The organism is Bradyrhizobium sp. WCU1, from assembly GCF_053474805.1.
Genome location: NZ_CM130280.1, coordinates 7171043 through 7187175, shown reverse-complemented (window position 1 = coordinate 7187175; position 16133 = coordinate 7171043). Strand labels below are relative to the sequence as shown.

Here is a 16133-nt window from a genome sequence, read left to right as displayed (position 1 = left end):
ACGACCCGACGGAGCCTTCTGGAAATGCTCTTTGATCGCTTGATCGGAAAGGCGTCACCCGAAACGGGGCTACGCCGGGCGATCGCTCTTATCGAGAAAGAGCGGTTTGCTGAAGCGTTGCCGCATCTGGCCCGAATGGCAGAGGCCGGCAGCGCGGAAGCTGCATATTTTATCGGAAAGCTCTACCTTCAGGGCGGTGGCGTTCCGTTCAGTCGAACGGAGGGCGCGCGTTGGCTGGAACGCGCGGCGTTGGATGGCCACGTGGAAGCGCAGTCCCTGCTGGCGGCGCTCTTGCTCCAAGGGCTCGGCCCGCAATCGCGTGAAAGCGGCGATGCTGCCGCGCGATTGTTTTCGCACGACAGCACGGCGAAGCCGGATTTCGAAGCCGCCCTGAAGTGGGCCCGTCTAGCGGCTGACGCCGGTTCTCCCGATGGGCAAGCTCTATTGGCTTACATTCTGACCTATGGTCCGCCGCCGCTCAGAGACCTCATACAGGCGAGGGAATGGTATCGCCGCTCCGCCGCCGCGGGCTGCGCGCAAGGACAATTGGGATATGCGCTGTCGCTTGCTGGAGACCCGAACCGGGCCGTTCATCGGGACGAGGTCGTCGAAAACATGCGAGCGGCGGCCGCCGCCGAAATTCCGACGGCCGTCTTCATGCTGGGTGTCCTGACCGAAGGTGGGATCAGTGGCCCGCATGACCCGGGCGCCGCTGCTGAGCTGTACCGCAAGGCCGCAGAATTGGGACATCGCGGTGCGCAGATAAAATGGGGCACCTTACTGATTGAAGGCACGGTTGTTGCGAGAGACCTTGTTTTGGGAGAGACGTGGCTTCGTCGTGCGGCCCTGGCAGGCGACGTTCGTGCAGCGGAGTTGGTCGGCGACCTCTATGCAAAGGGCGGAGCACTACCGCCGAATTACGTGGAAGCGGCAAACTGGTATCGCCGCGCAGCTGAGGGGGGCAATGCGGCGGCGGCTCGGTCGTTGAGTTCATTTTACATGACCGGAGCCGGAGTACCTCAGGACAATCATGAAGCGGCCCGATGGTTGCGCATCGCTGCCGAGGCCGGAAATGTAGATGCTCAAGTCGACGTCGGAAATGACCTGCTGGAACGAGCAGTCAGAGGAGAGGAATGCCCGCCGGTAGCGGATTGGTTCATGAATACAGCGCAACGCGGCAATCTTGTCGCCGCGTTCAATCTTGGCGTATGCCTTCTCCAGGGCATCGGCGTTGAGCGCAACGAACAGCAGGCGGCCGTCTGGTTGCGGCGCGCTGCCGAAGGGGTTCCGGAGGCGCAGTTTATGATCGGTCGCCTATTTGCCGACGGCCGAGGTGTGCCGGCCGACCTGAAAGCAGCACGCGGTTGGTTCGCGCGTGCGGCGGAGGGAGGGATCACCGATGCTCAGGTTGCCCTGGCCGAGATGCTCGTGAACGGTCGAGGGGGACCACAAGACACTCCTGCCGCGCTCAAATTATGCGAACAGGCCGCCGCGAAAGACCACGCTGGAGCAATGTTTGCACTAGGCGCAATGTATAGCGGCGGCCATGCCATTGCCGTTGATCGAGCCAAAGCCGAGCATTGGTTTCGCGCAGCCGCAGAGCGCGGGCATGGTCAAGCTCAACTCATGCTCGGGCGCTATTTGCGTAGCGGTGCGGCTGGCCATAGTGACCCTAAGGAGGCGAGCTACTGGCTGGAGCTGGCCGTTGCCCAAGGCGTCGTAGATGCAGACGCAGAGCTGGCGGAACTGACAAGAACTGCTTCAAGATGATCTCGCGAACGGACCCGCCGTTCTAACAGTATGTGAAGCTCAGCTCGGCAAACAAAATCGGACCTATCATCAATTCCGCCACGTCAGTGGACGTTCTGAATGAGGTCACGCAAAGCCAGCAGGGCGGTGGCGCGACGTCCGACCTAAGCTTTGGGGCAAAGCGGACGATCTGCGCGAGGCTTCCTTTGCGACGCCGTCAACCAAACCTGTAGTGAGCTGTGGGCTTCGGTCCGCTGCCGCCTTCGCCTCTTGGCGAGCCTCACGGCGCTCCTGCACGATGTCTATGCCGGGCGTGTTGCGGTCCCCCTTCACGCATAGACGAGCTGCGTCTCGTGCGAGCCTAGCGTTCTTAAGGGATACATCCCTGAAGGAGCCGAGGCCATGCCATCGCTCCTTGCCGTCCTTCCAGTAACGATAAGACCAGCTCTTCGCCGCGGGACCAGTTACGATCAGGTAGAGCCCGTCGCCGTCAGCATACTTTCCGGGCTTCGTTTCGCGTTCGACGTCGAGCGGCTTGAGTTTTCCAACCACGTGTTCCTCCGATGAAAACCATCCTCCGAACCCACGGTCCCAAGCTACGGTTTGCGCTTTGATTGTGAGGAACGAGGCGAACTAGGGAATACAGTTCGCCGACGAAAGCGCTGATTTTACTGGGGATTCCGAACGGTGGAGAACAACGGAGAACAGTGTACTGGCGGAAGGGGTGGGATTCGAACCCACGGTACCCTTGCGGGCACGCCGGTTTTCAAGACCGGTGCCTTAAACCACTCGGCCACCCTTCCGGATCGATCAGGCCCTTAGCGTAGGGCGACGCCTAACGCAACGCGAACTTGATGAGAACGCCGGGGCGAAACGGCCGTTTGCGCGGTCCGCCAGCGGCCGGCGGACTGATCTGAGCGCGAAGACGAGTTCACTTTCCGGCGATCCAGCCGGGCGGCAAATCGCCGCCAGAGAGGCATCATCGTTGACCCCGACCGCCGGCGCCAGTCATCATGCGCCGATGAAGCGTGTCCTGTTCCTTTGCACCGGCAACTACTATCGCAGTCGATACGCAGAAGAGCTGTTCAATCATCTGGCAAGAGCCGAGAACCTGCCGTGGCGCGCCTTGTCCCGAGGCGCAGCCGAACGGGGCTCGCCCGACAATGTCGGAGCCATGTCGGTGTTTGCGGATCGGCGTCTTCGCGCCAGCGGCATCGTCCCGGAGGGCGCGACGCGCTATCCGCAACCCTGTTCGCTGGCTGACTTCGACGGCGCGGACCTCGTGATCGCGCTCAAGGAGGCCGAGCATCGCCCGCTCGTCGAGCGGCGGTTCCCTGAGGTTGCCGAAAGAGTGACGTATTGGCACGTGCACGACATCGACGTTGCCGATCCCGCCGTTGCGCTGCCGATGATCGATGACCTCGTGCGCGGGCTGGTTTCGTCACTCAGCTAGTTCGCGCTTCAGGAATATCGCCAGCGCATACTCCGCCGGGCGCGCGAGCCTGCCGCTGAGACGTTCGAGGTCCTCGACCGCGACGATCTCGAGGCGGCCTTCGGTGACCCTCAGCCGGTCGATCGGAACGTCGCGGGCGAGGAACACCTCGCCCCGAAGGCTGCCGCCCGGGGTCGAAGGATCCGGTCCGGAGTAACTCCCGATCAGCTCAAAGCGCTCCGGCGGCACGTAATGGCCGATCTCCTCGTGGATCTCGCGAACGACACATTCCAGGAAAGTCTCGGTGCCCTCCCGCCGCCCGCCAAACAGGCTAATCTTGCCGGGATCGGAAACGTGCGGAAGGTCGTCGCGCAGTTGCATGAGCAACCGGCCGTCTGTGCTGACGAGGAGTGCCGACGTTCCCTCCCTCGCTGAGCCGGTCATTCGCCAATCCTCTCGCTGGAAAGGTGGAGGGGGCGTCAGGACTGGGCTGATGCCGACGTGAGTGAGATCGGCGAGGGACGAGGTGAGGGGTAGGCGAGCGGGCGCAGATGGCGCCCCGGAGCATCGCATCTTTAGCCGAAAGCGAAGGCCAAGAGGCTCGAGCACAGCAGCACGAGGCTTGCTGCGGTCAGGGTTAGAAATCCGTCGGAGACCAAATCGTGATTACGCATGACACACCTGCTTTCAATCGATGCTCATCCGAATTGATTAAAGCTTTCCGAACATACTCTCCTGGAAAGAGGTGACGCGTCTTTCCGCCTTCAACGGACTGTCAGGCCCGGTACCGATAGCCTTCCACGGCGTGCGCCAAGAAGATCGCCGCACTCACCAAGCCCATCACCGCTGTAACCGTCTCGATCATCGCAAACTTCCTTTGCGCCCCACGCTGAAGAGAAAACGATTGCAGCCTTGCACAGTCAAAAAGATTCAATTGTTGGAATTCAAGATGCCGACCCACTGATGATTTACTGCAACAGTGTGTCTGATAGCGGGACAGGCGAGCGCGTTTCGGGTGGCCGAGGCTCCGTAGAACAACTGAGGAGGCGCAACAGGCGGTTTACCAAAGTGCCATAGGGTTAAGGCTCTCCCCATTTCCGCCGTGTTCCGGTTGCGATATCGTCAAGCTCTGGTGCGGAGGTGGGCCGCGCAGTGACGAAAATGATCCCGACGCCTCGGAGTAGGCGCGGGTCCGGCAGAATGGTACTTGGGGCAAATGGGGACTAGACGGCCAGATTCGATGATCCGGACGGCGCGCGGCGCCGTTGCGGTGGCGACGTGCCTCGTCCTCGCCAATTGTGCCTCCTCCAACAAGTTCGCCAGCCGGGTCGATCCCAAATATGGCGTGTCGTCGAGCCCGCGGGTCGTGGCGCTGGGCGACCCCGTGCCGAAGGGCGGCGGCACCTACCGCATCGGCAAGCCCTATGTCGTCGCCGGCCGCACCTATGTGCCGGAGGAGAACGAGAACTACCGCGCCGAGGGCATGGCGTCCTGGTACGGCGATGATTTCCACGGCCGCCTGACCGCCAATGGCGAGGTGTTCGACATGGCCTCGCTGACGGCCGCCCATCCGACCCTGCCGATGCCGAGCTACGCGCGGGTCACCAATCTAAGCAACGGCAAATCGCTCGTCGTTCGCGTCAATGACCGCGGCCCGTACCACGGCAACCGCCTCATCGACGTCTCGAACAAAGCTGCCGAACTGCTTGATTTCAAAGGAAATGGTGTCGCCCGCGTCCGCGTCGAATATGTCGGCCGGGCACCGCTCGAAGGCTCCGACGACCGCCAGTTGATGGCGACCTTGCGCACCGGCACGCCAGCGCCGTCGCCGTCGATGGTCCGGGTCACCTCGGCACGTCCGTTCGTCCCGGAGATGTCGTCCTCGTCGGGCCGGGTCCGCGGCGACGTCCCGCTGCCCGAAGGGCGGCCGTACAGCCTCGGCAACACCCAGGCCGACTACGCCTCGGCGAACGCGACCTCGGAGATGTCGGCCTCAAGCCGGTCGCACCGTCGCGTCGCGAACAATCAGCGCGAAGTCTCCTACGAGGGTGACCCGCGCTATGCCGCAACCCCGAGCCCGGCCGCCGCCTATGTGCCGATCGATGCACGTGGACCGGCCGAAGTGCTGAGCGGGCGCGGGCTCTACTAAGTCAAAGCGTTACGAATCAGGTGCTTGGCCTGTTCACTTCAGAAACGCGATCAGCGACGCGTTGACCTCGTCGGGGCGCTCCTGCTGGATCCAGTGGCCGGCGCCCTCGATGATCAGCTTCTGCCGCAAGTTCGGCAGCACGCGCTCCATGTCGGCGACCCGCTTGGCGCCGATCAGCCCGGTGATGACAGAATCGTTCGAGCCGGCGATGAACAACGATGGCTGATGGATCTGCGCGTCCTGCCAGGGCGCGGTCAGCTCCCAGTTGCGGTCGAGATTGCGGTACCAGTTGAGGCCGCCGCGGAAGCCGGACTGCCGATAACCCTCGGCGAATTCGGCGATGTCGGCCTCGGTGATCCAGGCCGGCAGCGGCATTCCGGCCGGCAGCTTGCCGAGGAAGCCCTTGGCCTCGTCGACGAACATCGAGCTGGCATCGGAGACGCCGCGTCCGAGCACCAGCCGCATGGTGTGGGCGACGTCGCGCTCGAACTCGGCCTCGGCGACTCCGGGCGGCTGGAAATACTGCCAATAGAAATTGGTGATGCCGCTGTCGCGCAGGGTTTCGAGCGGACGTCCGCGGCCGCGAAACGGCGGCGGCACGCTGAGGCCGGCAACCCTGGTGAAGACGTCGGGGCGGAACAGCGCCGCGTGCCAGGCCACCGGCGCTCCCCAATCGTGACCCACGATCATTGCTTTCTTCTCGCCGAGCGCAGCCACCAGCGCGACCATGTCGCCGACGGTATCGAAGATCGTGTAGGCACCGATGTCGGCCGGCGCGGCGGTCCGGCCGAAGCCGCGCATATCGGGTGCTGCGACCCGGAAGCCCGCGGCTGCGAGCGCTGCGATCTGGTGCCGCCACGAGTAGGACAGTTCCGGCCAGCCATGGCAGAGCACGACCAGCGGGCCGTGGCCGGCCTCGCGCACGAACATGTCGATGCCGTTGGCGGAAATGGTGCGGGAGGATGACATTCGCGTTTCCGCCTTGTTTGCCGGTTTTGCTGTCGTTAGTTCCGAAGATACGGACGTTCAACGCAGCAGGCAATCCAGCCGGCCGTGCACAAGCGGCGAAACCTGAGTTGTTTGCGATACTTCCAGCTGTTAGAACGCAGTCTTTCAGGACATCGCCGATGGCAGCCCAGACCGCAGTTCCCCGCACGTTGTCAGCTCGCGCCGGGCGCGGCCTGATCGCGGCCGCGGTCGCGCTGGCGATCGGCTGCGGCGGCGTGGTCTATGCCGCCAACAACAGCGTCCAGGGCGCCAAGAAGGAAGACGCCGGATTCGACGGTGACGCGCCGACCGCGATCCTGGTCGAGGCCTCCTCGGGCAGCGTGCTGTTCGAGAAGAATGCCGACGAGCTGCGCGCGCCCTCCAGCATGATGAAGCTGATGACCGCCGAGGTGGTGTTCGACGCCATCAAGAAGGGCGACATCAAGCTCACGGACGAATACCGGATCAGCGAGAACGCCTGGCGGCGGGGCGGGGCGCCGTCCGGCACCTCGACGATGTTCGCTGCGATCAACAGCAAGGTCTCGGTCGACGACCTCCTGCACGGCGCGATCATCCCGAGCGGCAACGACGCCTGCATCGCGCTCGCCGAAGGCATTGCCGGCAACGAGCATACGTTCGCGACCGACTTCATGACCAAGCGCGCCCGCGAGCTCGGCATGACGAAGTCGACCTTCGGCAATTCCAACGGCCTGCCGGACCCGACCAACAAGATGACGGTGCGGGAACTCGCGGTGCTGGCGCGCCACATCATCCAGGCCTATCCCGACCAGTACAAGCTGTTCGGCGAGAAGGAGTTCACCTGGAACAAGATCCGCCAGCAGAACCGCAATCCGCTGCTCAATGCCTTGCCCGGCGCCGACGGGTTGAAGACCGGATACACCAAGGAAGGCGGCTACGGCATGGTCGGCTCCGCGGTGCAGAACGACACAAGGCTGATCGTCGTCGTCAATGGTCTCGAGGACTCCGAAGACCGCGCGACCGAGGCGAAGAAGATGCTGGAATGGGGGTTCCGCAGCTTCGAGACCCGGACCTTGATCGCAGCCAACCAGCCGGTCGGCTACGCCCGGGTGTTCGGCGGCGAGAGCCGCTCGGTCAAGCTCGTCAGTCCCGATCCGGTCAAGGTGATGGTGTCCAAGAACGGCAACGACAAGCTGCTCGCACGCGTGATCTATAGCGGCCCTGTCAAGGCGCCGATCGCCGCCGGCCAGAAGATCGGGGTGGTGCGCGTGTGGCGCGGCGCCAATGTCGCGATGGAGGCGCCGGTGTTCGCGGCTGATGCCGTCGGCACGGGATCGACGATGCGCCGCGCGCTCGACGGTGCCCAGGAGCTCGTCATCGGCATGTTCCGCGCAGGGGTCGAGAAACTCTGACATGGCGGAAGCAGCAGTCCAACGGCCGAGCTTGCGCGGTCGCTTCATCACCTTTGAAGGCGGCGAAGGTTCGGGCAAATCGACCCAGATCCGCAAGCTCGCTGAGCGGCTCGACACCGCCAAGCTGCGCGTGATCGTGACCCGCGAGCCCGGCGGCTCGCCGGGCGCGGAGATCATCCGTCACCTCGTGCTGTCCGGAATGGGCAAGCTGCTCGGGCCCGAGGCCGAGACGCTGCTGTTTGCCGCGGCGCGCGACGACCACGTCCGCACGGTGATCCTGCCGGCGCTCAACCAGGGCATCTGGGTGCTGTGCGACCGCTTCTTCGATTCGACGCGCGCCTATCAGGGCCAGCTCGGGCAGGTGTCGCCCGAACTGGTCAACGCGATGCAGCGCGTGACGATCGGCGATCTCAAGCCCGATCTGACCTTCATCCTCGATGTGCCGGTCGAGGTCGGACTGCAACGCGCCGCCGCGCGCCGCGGCAACGCCACGGCTGACCGCTTCGAGGCCGAAGGCATCAAGTTCCACCAGGATTTGCGCGACGCGTACCGCCGGATCGCGGCCGAAGACCCGGAGCGCTGCGTCCTGATCGACGCCACGCCCGATCCGGACACGGTCACAGCTACGATATGGGCCGCGCTGCGCGAGCATCTGCGCGCGACGCTCACGGCGGACAGTCCAGCATGAGCGCGCGCAAGGTCGAACAGGAGCGCACTGCCCGCCATCCGCGCGAAACGTCCGATCTGTTCGGACATCGCGAGGCTGAGGCCACCTTGCTCGATGCCTATCGCAGCGGGCGGATTCCGCATGCCTGGCTGATCGGCGGCGCGCAGGGCGTCGGCAAGGCGACGCTGGCCTACCGCATGGCGCGCTTTGTGCTGGCGTTCCGCAATCCGAAATCGTCGCAGGTTCAGGCGGCGCCGACGCTGCGGGTCGATCCGTCCGATGCGGTGGCGCGGCAGATCACGGCGGGCGCCCATGGCGGGCTCTTGGTGCTGGAGCGCGGCCTCAACGACCGCGGCGTGATGCGCACCGTGATCACGGTCGACGAGACGCGCGAGACGATCTCGTTCTTCGGCTCGACGGCCGCGGTCGACGGTTGGCGCGTCTGCATCGTCGACACCGTCGACGAGCTCAATCCCAACGCTGCGAATGCGCTCTTGAAAATCCTCGAGGAGCCGCCGCAGCAGTCGTTGTTCCTCCTGGTCAGTCACGCGCCGTCGCGGGTGCTGCCGACGATCCTGTCCCGCTGCCGCAAATTGCTGCTGCGGCCGCTGGAGACGGACGACGTCGTGCGCGCAGCCGCGGCGGCAACCGATATCGACGCTGAAGACCCGGCGCTGCTGGAAGCCGCGGCCGCATCCGAAGGCAGCGTCGGGCGGGCGCTGTCGCTGCTCGGCGGCGACGCCCTCAAGCTGCAACAACGTACGGCTGCGCTGCTGGCAACGCTTCCAAGCGTCGATCCGCGCGAGCTGCATGCGCTGGGCGATGCGCTCGGCACCAGCGACCGCGTCGCGCTCGCCGCCTTCATCGACGGCATCGATCGCTGGATGAGCGAGCGGATGCGGACCGGCGACGCCAATGCCAATCTGCCGCGCCTTGCACGGCTCGCGGAGGTATGGGAAAAGATCGTTCGCGCCGCGCGCGATACCGAAGCCTACAATCTGGAGCGCAAGCCGCTGGTTTTCTCGGTGTTTTCGATGCTCGCGGATGCGACCCGATAGACGCCAAGTCCCAAAACACATCTGTCTGACAACACATCCGTCCGACAAAACTCCCGACAATCTCGTTTCGATCTGCAAAGGATTCCGTGGTGGCGACCGCTAAGAAGACATCGTCGAAGAAGGCCAAGAAGACGAAGAAGGCATCGCCCGCCCGCGCGACGAGGAAGGCCGCTGCGAAGTCGCGCACGGCCAAGAAGGGTGGGCGCGTCGCCAAGAAGGCGAAGCAGGCCGCCAAGACCAAGACGGGAGCCAACAAGTCGGGAGCGAAGACGGCAGCCAAAAAGACCGTGAAGAAGGCTGCGAAGAAGACGGCCAAGAAGGCTGTCAAGAAGGCTGCGGCGAAGGCCACCAAGACCGCGCCGAAGAAGGCCGCCGCGGTGGCCGTTGCGACGGCTGCAAGGAAGCCCGCTGTGCCGAAGGCTCCGGCCGCCGAGAAGGCGCCGAGACCGGCAGCGGTTCGCGCACCAAAGCAACCCAGGCCGGCCGCGGCAGCACCTGTATCCGCCGCCGTCGCGGCGCCAGCCGCAGACCGCGGCAACATCTACTACATCACGACCGCGATCGCTTATCCGAACGGCCAGCCGCATATCGGCCACGCCTATGAGGCGATCGCGACCGACGCGCTGGCGCGCTTCCAGCGGCTCGACGGCAAGGACGTGTTCTTCCTGACCGGCACCGACGAGCACGGCCAGAAGATGATCCAGACCGCGCAGGGCGAGGGGATGACGCCGTACGATCTCGCCACCCGCAACGCCGCGCGGTTCAAGGAGATGGACGAGCGACTCAACGTCTCGTTCGACCGCTTCATCCGCACGTCTGAACCTGCTCACCACAAGTCGGTGCAGGAAATCTGGCGCCGCATGCAGGACAATGGCGACATCTATATCGACAGCTATGCGGGTTGGTATTCGGTCCGCGACGAGGCCTATTACGCCGAGGATGAGACCAAAGTCGGCGAGGACAATGTCCGCCGCGGCCCGCAGGGCACGCCGGTCGAGTGGGTCGAGGAGAAGAGTTATTTCTTCAAGCTCTCGGCCTACCAGGACAAGCTGCTGCATCTCTATGAGAGCCAGCCCGATTTCATCGGTCCGGATTCCCGCCGCAACGAGGTGATGAGCTTCGTGCGGGGCGGGCTGAAGGACCTTTCGATCTCGCGCACCACGTTCGACTGGGGCGTCAAGGTCCCGAACGATCCCGAGCACGTGATGTATGTCTGGGTCGATGCGCTGACCAACTACATAACCGGCGTCGGCTATCCCGACCAAAGCGACAAGCACTGGCGCTACTGGCCTGCCGACGTGCACATCATCGGCAAGGACATCATCCGCTTCCACGCGGTGTACTGGCCGGCCTTCCTGATGTCGGCCGGCATTCCCCTGCAGAAGCGCGTCTATGCCCACGGCTTCCTGTTCAACAGGGGCGAGAAGATGTCGAAGTCGGTCGGCAACGTGGTCGATCCCTTCAATCTGGCGGACCAGTACGGCGTCGACCAGGTGCGCTATTTCTTCCTGCGCGAGGTGCCGTTCGGCCAGGACGGCAACTACAACCACGAGGCCATCGTCGCGCGCATCAATGCCGACCTCGCCAACGATTTCGGCAATCTCGCGCAGCGTTCGCTGTCGATGATCGCCAAGCAGCTTGGCGGCGTCCTGCCGGAGCCGGGCGAGTTCAGCGACAACGACAAGGCGATCCTGGCGCAGGCCGACGCCATGCTGGAGACGTCGCGGACCGCGATGGCCACGCAGCAGATCCATCAATGGCTCAACACGGTCTGGGCCGTGGTCGCCGAGGCCAACCGCTACTTTGCGGGCGAAGCGCCGTGGGCGCTGGCCAAGACCGATCCGGCGCGTCAGAAGACGGTGCTCTATGTCACCGCCGAAGTCGTGCGCCAGATCGCGATAATGGCGCAGGCGGTGATGCCCGAGTCCTGCGGCAAGATGCTCGACAGCCTCGGGATAGCAGCAGATGCCCGCGACTTCGCGGCGATCGCGGAGCGGATCAGGCCGGGCACGGTGCTGCCGGCGCCGGTCGGCGTGTTCCCGCGCTACGTGGAACCGAAGACCGAGTGAGCGGCTCGAAATTCATGCTGGTCGACAGTCACTGCCACCTCGATTTCCCCGACTTCGCCGACGATCTCGACGGGATCGTCGCCCGCGCCGAAGCGGCCGGCATCGGCCGCATGGTCACGATCTCGACCCGGGTGAAGCGGCTCGGCGGCCTGCTTGCGATCACGGAGCGCTTTCCGGACGTCTACTGCTCGGTCGGCACCCATCCGCATCACGCCGATGAAGAGGACGGCATTCCGGCCAGCGAGCTGATCGAGCTGACCAAACACCCGAAGGTCGTGGCGCTCGGCGAGGCGGGGCTGGATTATTTCTATGAGCATGGCTCGCGCGAGGCGCAGGAGCGGGGCTTTCGCGCGCATATCGCGGCCGCACGCGCGACCGGCCTGCCGCTCGTCATCCACACCCGGGAGGCCGACGAGGATTGCGGCCGCATCCTGGAGGACGAAGTCGCGAAGGGCCCGTTCAAGGCGGTGCTGCATTGCTACACCGGCGGCCGCGAGCTCGCGATGAAGGCGATTGCGCTTGGGCTGTCGATCTCGTTCACGGGGATCCTGACTTTCAAGAAGTCGGACGCGCTGCGCGCGCTGGCCGCCGAGCTGCCGGCCGACCGCATCATGGTCGAGACCGACGCGCCGTATCTCGCGCCCGGCAAATTCCGCGGCAAGCGCAACGAGCCGTCCTACGTCGTCGAGGTCGCCAAGGTGCTCGCCGAAACACGCGGCGTCTCGCTGGAAGATATCTCACGGCAGACCACCGAAAACTTCTTCCGGCTGTTCTCCAAGGTGCCGACGCCGAAGGTAGCTGCATGACGCTGACACTGACCATCCTGGGCTGCGGCTCTTCCGCCGGCGTGCCGCGCCCGGCGCTCGGCTGGGGCGCCTGCGATCCCAGCAATCCAAAGAACCGCCGCCGCCGCTGCTCGATCATGGCCGAGCGCACCATGGAGCACGGCACCACGCGGGTCGTGATCGACACCGCGCCCGACCTGCGCGAGCAGTTGATCGACGCCAGTGTCGAGCATATCGACGCGGTGTTCCTGACCCATGAGCATGCCGACCAGACCCACGGCATCGACGATCTGCGCTCGGTGGTGCTGCACCAGCGCCGCCGCATCCCGGTCTACTTCAACCAGTCGACCGCCAAGGACATCATGGCGCGGTTCTCCTATTGCTTCATCTCGCCTGAAGGCAGCGACTATCCGCCGATCCTAACCCGGCATTCGATCGAGGCCGGCGAGAGCCATACGGTCACGGGGAAGGGCGGTCCGCTGAAGCTCGAGGCCTTCCTGGTGCAGCACGGCCGGATTCCGGCGCTCGGCTACCGCATCGGCGATGCCGCCTACACGCCCGATCTGCACGACATTCCCGAGGAGAGCTGGCCGGCGCTGCAAGGCCTCGATCTCTGGATCGTCGACGGCCTGCGCTATGCGCCGCATCCGAGCCATTTCAGCGTTGCGGATGCGCTGTCGTGGATCGAACGCTTCAAGCCGAAGCGCGCCGTGATCACCAACATGCATTCCGACCTCGACTACGAGGTGCTGCGGCAGAGCCTGCCGGCCGGCGTGATCCCGGCCTATGACGGCATGCGGCTGACGCTCGACCGGGCGGGCTGAAGACGTCAACGACCGTGACGACCGGGCCGCGCGCGTTCATCCGATCGCGCGGGATTCCGCACGCCAGGCTGCCGCCCGCCTTCGCAGCCCGGGATTGACCTTTCGCGGACTTTGGATATCGTTATGATCATAACAATATCGGGAGGACCCAATGGCAGAGGCTTTGGCCGCGCGGGACTATACGGACCGCACGCGATATGACGCGCTGATGGACGTCGTGAAGAACCGGCTGACCACACGCGCCTTCGATTCCGGCTACGTGATGCCGCGTGAGCATTACGACATGGTTCTGGAGGCGGCGCGGCACGCGCCATCGGGCGCAAATGCGCAGCCCTGGCACTTCATTGCCGTCACCGATCAGGAGCTGAAGAACAGGATCACCGAGTATTTCCGCGAGGAGCAGGTCGCCCGCGCCCGGCTCAAGATGAAGTTCCCGACGCCCGACTATCGCGGCCTCGCATCGGCCCCGGGCTTCATCGTGGTCGCGAGCGACTTCCGCTGGGTCAAGGCGTTTCCGGTACTCAATGACGGCTCCGAGCTCGACAAGATGTACAAGCAGAATGCCGAGCGGATCCTGCTGCAGAGCGTGGCGGCCGCGACGATGTCGGCGCACCTCGCGGCGGCGGCCCTCGGCTATAATGTCTGGTGGGTGACCGCGATCGGGCAGGAGAAGGCTCAGCAGGCGATGAAGCCGCTGCTCGGCATCCCCGACGAATTGTCCGTGCTCGACATCATGTGCTTCGGTCCGCCGGCCAAGCCGCCCTACAAGCGCTGGAAGAAGAGCCTCACCGACATCAGCAACTGGAACAGGTTCGATGATCAGCACTTCATGACCGAAGCCCAGATTGACGAATGGGTTTCGACCACGCGCCACAAGGTGATGTACCGCGATGCCGAGAACGTCGACTAAAGCAGCGGCACCAGCAAGGCGTGTCGCGCCGGACTATAGGCTGGAGGACCAGGTCGGTTTCCTGCTGCGTCGGGCCTATCAGCGCGCGTCGTCCAACCTTGTGGAGCGGATCGGCTCCTACGATCTGACAGCGCCGCAATACGCGACGCTGGCCCGGCTCTACGAGCGCGGGGCACTGTCGCAGAATCTGCTGGGACGCCTGGTTGCGATGGAGCCCGCCAATATCCGCGACGTCGTCTTGCGGCTGAAGAAGCGGCGTCTGGTTGCGACACGGCGCGATCCGACCGACAAGCGGCTGGTCCTGATCGACCTGACCGCGTCCGGCACAGCGCTGGTCGAGCAACTGATCCCGATCGAGATCGAATGCACGGCGACGACGCTGGCGCCGCTCAAGGCAGACCAGAAGAAGCTCCTGTACGATCTGCTCGGCCGCCTCGCGGAGGGCTGAGCGCCACGGCTCAGGCCGAGATCGCCTTGGCCGAGCCGACCTCGTTGCGCAGCAGGAATTTCTGGATCTTGCCCGTGGATGTTTTCGGGACCGCCCCGAAGACCACCGATTTCGGTGTCTTGAAGCCCGACATGTGCTCGCGGCAATAGGCGATGATTTCGGCCTCGGTCGCCTTGGCGCCGTCCTTCAGCTCGATGAACGCGCAGGGCACTTCGCCCCATTTCGGATCGGGTTTTGCGACGACCGCCGCGAACAGCACGGCCGGGTGCTTGTAGAGGATGTCCTCAACCTCGACCGAGGAGACGTTCTCGCCGCCGGAGATGATGATGTCCTTGGAGCGGTCCTTGATGATGACGTAACCGTGCGCGTCGAGCACGCCGAGATCGCCGGTGTGAAACCAGCCGCCGGCAAAGGCTTCCTGCGTCGCCTTCTCGTTCTTCAGGTAGCCCTTCATCACGATGTTGCCGCGGAACATGACCTCGCCGATGGTCTCGCCGTCGCGCGGCACCTCGCGCATGGTCTCGGGATCGAGCACCGTGACGCCTTCCTGCAGCGGATAGGAGACGCCCTGACGCCGCTTCAGCTGCGCGCGCGCATCGGCCGACAGCTCGTCCCAGCCCGGCTGCTCGGCGCAGACGGAAGCGGGGCCGTAGACCTCGGTCAGGCCGTAGACATGCGTCAGCTTGATGCCGATGCGCTCGGCACCCTCGAGCACCGCAACCGGCGGCGCCGCGCCGGCGATCAGGCCTGTGACCGGCTTCACCTTGCCGCCCTTCGGTGCGTCAGGCGCATTGATCAGCGTGTTGTAGACGATCGGCGCGCCGCACATATGGGTGACGCCGTGCTTCGGAATCAGCTCGAAGATTTTTGCGGGATCGACCTTGCGCAGACAGACATTGACGCCGGCGGTCGCCGCGATCGTCCAGGGGAAGCACCAGCCGTTGCAATGAAACATCGGCAGCGTCCAGAGATAGACCGGATGCTGGCCGAGATTGCCGGCGAGGATGTTGCTGACGGCATTGAGATAGGCGCCGCGGTGATGGGTCACCACGCCCTTCGGATTGCCGGTCGTGCCCGACGTATAGCTCAGCGCGATCGCATTCCATTCGTCGGCCGGCGGCCGCTCGGCGAATGCGGGATCGCCTGCCGCGACCGCCGCCTCATACTCGATCGCGCCGATCCGCTTGCCGCCGCTGAATGCGGCATCATCGACGTCGATGACGAAAGGCTTCGGGCCCTCCATCAGCGTCAACGCCTCCGCGATCACGCCGGCGAATTCGGGATCGACGAGGATAATCCTGGCGCCGCCATGGTCGAGCTGGAACGCGATCGATGCCGCATCGAGCCGGATGTTCAGCGCGTTCAGCACCGCGCCGGTCATCGGCACCGCGAAATGCAGCTCGTTCATCGCCGGGATGTTCGGCAGCATCGCCGCGACCGTGTCGCCATGGCCGATGCCATGGCCCGCGAGATAGGACGCGAACCGCTTGCAGCGCTCATAGGTCTGCTTCCAGGTGAAGCTGCGCCCCTCATAGACGGCGCTGACATGGTCGGGATAGACCGCGGCCGAGCGCGCCAGGAAGCTCAGGGGCGTCAGCGGCACGTAATTGGCTGATGTCTTGTCCAGCCCGATCGAGTACTGATTTTGAGCTGCACTCATGGCT

The 16133-nt window shown here is 64.6% G+C and carries 15 protein-coding genes and 1 tRNA gene; 11 read left to right on the top strand and 5 right to left on the bottom strand.

Going from position 1 to position 16133, the window contains the following annotated elements:
• Window positions 1–24: 24 nt before the first annotated feature.
• On the top strand, window positions 25–1770 hold the full coding sequence (locus ACTUWL_RS33730; protein ID WP_021079391.1) for a tetratricopeptide repeat protein: 1746 nt from the start codon (window positions 25–27) through the stop codon (window positions 1768–1770).
• Window positions 1771–1875: 105 nt separating this feature from the next.
• On the opposite strand, the gene ACTUWL_RS33725 is transcribed toward ACTUWL_RS33730, so the two are convergent.
• Window positions 1876–2301, bottom strand: coding sequence for an Arm DNA-binding domain-containing protein (locus ACTUWL_RS33725; RefSeq protein ID WP_035651626.1), 426 nt, complete (start codon window positions 2299–2301; stop codon window positions 1876–1878).
• Between the two features lie 161 nt (window positions 2302–2462).
• Window positions 2463–2552: transfer RNA gene (locus tag ACTUWL_RS33720), tRNA-Ser, on the bottom strand.
• Window positions 2553–2734: 182 nt separating this feature from the next.
• Between ACTUWL_RS33720 and ACTUWL_RS33715 the strand changes: the two genes are divergently transcribed.
• A complete protein-coding gene (locus tag ACTUWL_RS33715) occupies window positions 2735–3202 on the top strand; it encodes an arsenate reductase/protein-tyrosine-phosphatase family protein (RefSeq protein ID WP_021079374.1) in 468 nt (155 codons plus the stop codon).
• Here ACTUWL_RS33715 and ACTUWL_RS33710 read toward each other — a convergent pair.
• The gene (locus ACTUWL_RS33710) at window positions 3191–3625 is read right to left on the bottom strand and encodes an NUDIX domain-containing protein (RefSeq protein WP_021079373.1); all 435 of its coding nucleotides are present in this window, start codon (window positions 3623–3625) and stop codon (window positions 3191–3193) included. The two genes, ACTUWL_RS33715 and ACTUWL_RS33710, sit on opposite strands and share 12 nt — an antisense overlap.
• 772 nt (window positions 3626–4397) lie before the next feature.
• Here ACTUWL_RS33710 and ACTUWL_RS33705 point away from each other — a divergent pair.
• Complete coding sequence (locus ACTUWL_RS33705) at window positions 4398–5330, top strand: septal ring lytic transglycosylase RlpA family protein (protein WP_106940526.1); 933 nt, start codon at window positions 4398–4400, stop codon at window positions 5328–5330.
• Window positions 5331–5363: 33 nt separating this feature from the next.
• On the opposite strand, the gene ACTUWL_RS33700 is transcribed toward ACTUWL_RS33705, so the two are convergent.
• Complete coding sequence (locus ACTUWL_RS33700; protein ID WP_021079371.1) at window positions 5364–6299, bottom strand: alpha/beta fold hydrolase; 936 nt, start codon at window positions 6297–6299, stop codon at window positions 5364–5366.
• Window positions 6300–6457: 158 nt separating this feature from the next.
• Between ACTUWL_RS33700 and ACTUWL_RS33695 the strand changes: the two genes are divergently transcribed.
• The 8 genes from ACTUWL_RS33695 to ACTUWL_RS33660 all read left to right on the top strand — a co-directional run bounded on the left by ACTUWL_RS33695 (window position 6458) and on the right by ACTUWL_RS33660 (window position 14469).
• A complete protein-coding gene (locus ACTUWL_RS33695; RefSeq protein WP_021079370.1) occupies window positions 6458–7708 on the top strand; it encodes a D-alanyl-D-alanine carboxypeptidase family protein in 1251 nt (416 codons plus the stop codon).
• A gap of 1 nt (window position 7709) precedes the next feature.
• Window positions 7710–8396 (top strand): dTMP kinase, encoded by a 687-nt coding sequence (tmk, locus tag ACTUWL_RS33690; RefSeq protein ID WP_021079369.1) that lies wholly within the window; start codon window positions 7710–7712, stop codon window positions 8394–8396.
• Window positions 8393–9433, top strand: a complete 1041-nt coding sequence (locus ACTUWL_RS33685; RefSeq protein WP_021079368.1) for a DNA polymerase III subunit delta' — start codon at window positions 8393–8395, stop codon at window positions 9431–9433. The genes tmk and ACTUWL_RS33685 overlap by 4 nt, the downstream gene beginning before the upstream one ends.
• Before the next feature lie 89 nt (window positions 9434–9522).
• A complete protein-coding gene (gene metG / locus ACTUWL_RS33680; protein WP_021079367.1) occupies window positions 9523–11502 on the top strand; it encodes a methionine--tRNA ligase in 1980 nt (659 codons plus the stop codon).
• Between the two features lie 14 nt (window positions 11503–11516).
• Window positions 11517–12308, top strand: a complete 792-nt coding sequence (locus ACTUWL_RS33675; RefSeq protein ID WP_021079366.1) for a TatD family hydrolase — start codon at window positions 11517–11519, stop codon at window positions 12306–12308.
• On the top strand, window positions 12305–13111 hold the full coding sequence (locus ACTUWL_RS33670) for an MBL fold metallo-hydrolase (protein WP_021079365.1): 807 nt from the start codon (window positions 12305–12307) through the stop codon (window positions 13109–13111). The genes ACTUWL_RS33675 and ACTUWL_RS33670 overlap by 4 nt, the downstream gene beginning before the upstream one ends.
• Window positions 13112–13262: 151 nt before the next feature.
• Window positions 13263–14021, top strand: a complete 759-nt coding sequence (locus ACTUWL_RS33665; protein ID WP_021079364.1) for a nitroreductase family protein — start codon at window positions 13263–13265, stop codon at window positions 14019–14021.
• Entirely contained in the window at window positions 14002–14469 is a 468-nt protein-coding gene (locus ACTUWL_RS33660; protein ID WP_021079363.1) for a MarR family winged helix-turn-helix transcriptional regulator, read from the top strand. The genes ACTUWL_RS33665 and ACTUWL_RS33660 overlap by 20 nt, the downstream gene beginning before the upstream one ends.
• Before the next feature lie 10 nt (window positions 14470–14479).
• On the opposite strand, the gene ACTUWL_RS33655 is transcribed toward ACTUWL_RS33660, so the two are convergent.
• Window positions 14480–16129 (bottom strand): acyl-CoA synthetase, encoded by a 1650-nt coding sequence (locus tag ACTUWL_RS33655; protein WP_021079362.1) that lies wholly within the window; start codon window positions 16127–16129, stop codon window positions 14480–14482.
• Between the last annotated feature and the right edge of the window lie 4 nt (window positions 16130–16133).